This is a genomic window from Bradyrhizobium sp. SHOUNA76 (assembly GCF_023006445.1).
Lineage (GTDB): Bacteria > Pseudomonadota > Alphaproteobacteria > Rhizobiales > Xanthobacteraceae > Bradyrhizobium.
Genome location: NZ_JALBHA010000552.1, coordinates 1 through 3976 on the forward strand (window position 1 = coordinate 1; position 3976 = coordinate 3976).

The window sequence follows — 3976 nt, forward strand, 5'->3', positions numbered from 1 at the left end:
CGATCGCGCGCCATCGTTTCCGCGGCCGTGACGCGCTGGCGGCGCTGTTCCTGTCGCCGCTGATGATCCCGCATGTCGTGCTCGGCATCGCCTTTCTGCGCTTCTTCACCTCGGCCGGCCTCGGCGGCAGTTTTGCCGCGCTGATCATCGCGCATGTCATCATCGTGTTTCCGTTCGCGCTGCGGCTGACGCTGGCGGCAGCGACCGGCATGGATCGCACCGTCGAGATGGCTGCGGTTTCGCTCGGCGCTGACGGCTGGACGCTGTTCCGCCGGGTGACGCTGCCGCTGATCCTGCCCGGCGTCATCAGCGGCTGGGCGCTCGCCTTCATCCAGTCCTTCGACGATCTCACCATGACCGTCTTCCTTGCGGCACCCGGCACCGAGACGTTGCCGGTGCGCATGTTCCTTTATATCCAGGACAACATCGATCCGCTGGTGACGTCGGTCTCGGCCTGCGTGATCGCGATCACCATGACCGCCCTCATCCTGCTCGACCGCTTCTACGGGCTCGACCGCGTGCTCGCCGGCAAGGGCGATACCGGACGATAGGAGAACTTATGTCTAAAGCGTTTTCGAGCGAAGTGGACGCCGGTTCGCGTGAAGAAAACGCGTCCAAACAAAAGTCAGACTACGACGTCGCTGTCGTCGGCGGCGGACTGCTCGGCTCCGCCATTGCCTGGGGCCTCGGCCGGCTGGGTAAGCGCGTGGCCGTGCTCGACGAAGGCGACATCACCAAGCGCGCCTCGCGCGCGAACTTTGCGCTGGTGTGGGTGCAGAGCAAGGGGCTCGGCATGCCGGCCTATACGGTCTGGACCGTGCAGGCGTCGAAGGCCTGGGGCCGGCTTGCCTCCGAACTGAAGCAGCAGACCGGTCTCGACGTCTCGCTTCAGCAGAATGGCGGCTTCCATCTCACGCTCGGCGAGGACGAATTCGGCCAGCGTGCCGAGCTGGTCAAGCGCATGCACAATCAGGTTGGCGCAGCCGACTACAAGATGGAGATGCTCTCCGCATCCGAAGTGAAGAAGTCGCTGCCGCTGATCGGGCCGGAAGTGTCCGGCGGCAGCTATTGCCCGCTCGACGGTCACGTCAATTCGCTGCGCACATTCCGCGCCTTCCACACCGGCTTCAAGGCGTTCGGCATCGACTATCTTCCGGAACGGCCGGTCTCGGCGATCAGCAAGAGCGGCGGCGAATTCCGCCTGGCCACGCCGAAAGGCGAGTTGCGCGCCGCCAAGGTCGTGCTCGCCGCGGGTAACGCCAACCAGACGCTGGCACCGATGGTTGGCCTTTACGCGCCGATGGGGCCGACCCGTGGCCAGATCGTGGTGACCGAGCGCACCATGCCGTTCCTGCCGCATCCGCTGACCACGATCCGCCAGACCGACGAGGGCACGGTGATGATCGGCGACAGCAAGGAGGACGAGCTCGACGACCGCGCGCTGAAGCATTCGATCAGCGCGGTCATGACCGATCGCGCCCAACGCATGTTCCCGCATCTGTCGCGGCTCAACGTGGTCAGGAGCTGGGCCGGGATCCGCGTGATGCCGCAGGACGGCTTTCCGATCTACGACCAGTCGGAGACGCATCCCGGCGCCTTCGTCGCCTGCTGTCATTCCGGCGTGACGCTCGCCTCCAACCATGCCTTCGAGATCGCGCGCATGGTGGCAGAAGGCGCGCTCGAGCCGGAGCTTGTCGGCGCGTTCTCGGCGAGCCGCTTCGGCGGTGCGGGCGCCGCGAACGACAGCGGCTACTAGAGATATTGAGGAAGGCAAGATGTTTAGACGATCCGAACAGGACAAACGGCCACCCGTGCAGATCTTCGTCGACGGCGTTGCCGTCGCGGCGCGCCAGGGCGACACCGTTTCCGCGGCGCTGCTGGCCTCTAGCTGCGATGCACGCCGTTCCACAGCGGTGAGCGGTGCATCGCGTTTGCCTTACTGCATGATGGGCGTGTGCTTCGACTGCCTCGTCACCATCGACGGCGTCGGCAACCGCCAGGGCTGCCTCGTGCCGGTCGCCGAGGGCATGCAAATCGAGATCCAGAAGGGCAAGCGGGAGATCGGAAGATGACTGTGGCTCCCAAGCGCGAAGCCTATGACGTCGTGGTGATCGGCGCCGGACCGGCCGGCCTCGCCGCCGCCGCGACATCCGCCGAAGCCGGCCTGTCCACATTGCTGCTCGACGAGAATGTCGGCCCTGGCGGCCAGGTGTTTCGCGCGATCTCCTCGACGCCGGTGACTGACCGCAATCAGCTTGGCGCGGACTATTGGGTCGGTGCGGATCTCGTGCAGGCGCTGCGCGCAGGCAACGCGGAGGTCATTCATCGTGCCACCGTCTGGAGCCTCGACCGCAATCTCGACATCGCGGTCTCGATCGGCGGTGCGTCCGCCTTCGTCAAGGCGAAGCGCGTGATCCTTGCGACCGGCGCGCTGGAGCGGCCGTTTCCGATTCCGGGTTGGACGCTGCCGGGCGTGATGACCGCAGGCGCGGCGCAGACCATGCTGAAATCGTCGGCGCTCGTGCCCGACGGACGCACGGTCATCGCAGGGCAGGGGCCGCTGCTCTGGCTGCTCGCCGCGCAAATCCTTCGCCTCGGCGGCCGCATCGACCGCATCCTCGACACCACCGAGCGCGGCAATTACTTCGCGGCGCTCCCGCATGCCTTCGCCTTCCTGACTTCGCCCTATTTCGCCAAGGGCCTTGCAATGATGCGCGAGGTGAAGGCGAAGGTGCGGGTCGTCTCCGGCGTCACCGAACTCTCGGCATCCGGTGACGGCCAACTCGCGAACGTCAGCTATGCCGCGGGCGGCAAGCGCGAGGCCGTTCCTGCCGACTTGCTGCTGCTGCATCAGGGCGTCGTACCCAATGTCAATCTGGCGATGGCGGCAGGCGTCGAGCATCGCTGGGACGATCTGCAGCTGTGCTGGTCGCCCGTGCTCGATGCGAGCGGCAATTCGACCGTTCCCGGCATCGCCATCGCAGGCGACGGCGCCGGCATTGGCGGTGCGAACGCCGCCGTGGTGCGTGGCCGCATCGCGGCACGCGCGGCTGTGGAAGTATTGGCGCCGGCGGCTGCGGCGAAGCTCGCACCGATGGCAACGCTTCGCTCCGATCTCGCCAAGGCTGAACGTGGTCGCGTCTTCCTCGACACGTTGTTTCGCCCTTCACCGCAATTTCGCATTCCCTCGGGCGACACCATCGTCTGTCGCTGCGAGGAGGTCACCGCGAAAGACATTCTCGACGCGGTCGCGATCGGCGCGACTGGACCGAACCAGCTCAAGGCCTATCGCCGCACCGGCATGGGGCCGTGCCAGGGCCGGCTCTGCGGCCTCACCGTCACCGAGCTGATGGCGCAGGCGCGCGGGAAGACGGCGCAGGAGATCGGTTATTACCGTCTGCGCGCGCCGGTGAAGCCGATCACGCTCGCCGAGCTCGCCGCCGTCCCGAAGACCGAAGCCGACATCAAGGCGGTGGTGCGCGGATGACCCAAAACGTGGATGCGATCGTCGTCGGCGGCGGCATCCACGGATGCTCGACTGCGCTGCATCTATGCCTTGCCGGCCTGAAGCCGGTGCTGATCGAGAAGGACTATGCCGGCCGCCACGCTTCGGGCGTCAATGCCGGCGGCGTGCGCCAACTCGCGCGGCACATCCCCGAGATCCCGCTCTCGATCCGTTCGATGGAGATCTGGGAAAAGATCTCGGATCTTCTCGACGACGATTGCAGCTTCGAGAGCCACGGCCAGGTGCTGGTCGCCGAGAACGAAGAGGAGCTCGCCGTCTGCCGTACGCGCGTGGCCGAACTCAATGCGCTCGGCTTCACCCATGAAGAGCTGATCGACGCGACTGAACTGCGGCGCCTCGTGCCGGCGGTCGCCGAAACCTGTCCCGGCGGCGTCGTCTCGCGCCGTGATGGTGCGGCCAATCCGGCGCAGACGACGACGGCATTCCGTCGCAAGGCCGGGCAACTCGGCG

5 protein-coding genes are annotated in these 3976 nt (G+C 66.4%); all 5 read left to right on the top strand.

What is annotated here, in order from left to right; all coding sequences use genetic code 11:
* Positions 1-551, top strand: a 551-nt coding sequence (locus tag MOV74_RS33045) for an ABC transporter permease (RefSeq protein WP_246931188.1), incomplete at its 5' end; no start/stop codon positions are given.
* Positions 552-559: 8 nt separating this feature from the next.
* Positions 560-1756 (top strand): FAD-binding oxidoreductase, encoded by a 1197-nt coding sequence (locus MOV74_RS33050; protein WP_246931189.1) that lies wholly within the window; start codon positions 560-562, stop codon positions 1754-1756.
* A 19-nt stretch (positions 1757-1775) separates the two neighbouring features.
* The gene (locus MOV74_RS33055) at positions 1776-2072 is read left to right on the top strand and encodes a (2Fe-2S)-binding protein (RefSeq protein ID WP_246931190.1); all 297 of its coding nucleotides are present in this window, start codon (positions 1776-1778) and stop codon (positions 2070-2072) included.
* Entirely contained in the window at positions 2069-3487 is a 1419-nt protein-coding gene (locus tag MOV74_RS33060) for an NAD(P)/FAD-dependent oxidoreductase (protein ID WP_246931191.1), read from the top strand. The genes MOV74_RS33055 and MOV74_RS33060 overlap by 4 nt, the downstream gene beginning before the upstream one ends.
* Positions 3484-3976: FAD-binding oxidoreductase (locus tag MOV74_RS33065; protein ID WP_246931192.1), on the top strand; the 493-nt coding region annotated here is incomplete at its 3' end. The genes MOV74_RS33060 and MOV74_RS33065, both read left to right, overlap by 4 nt.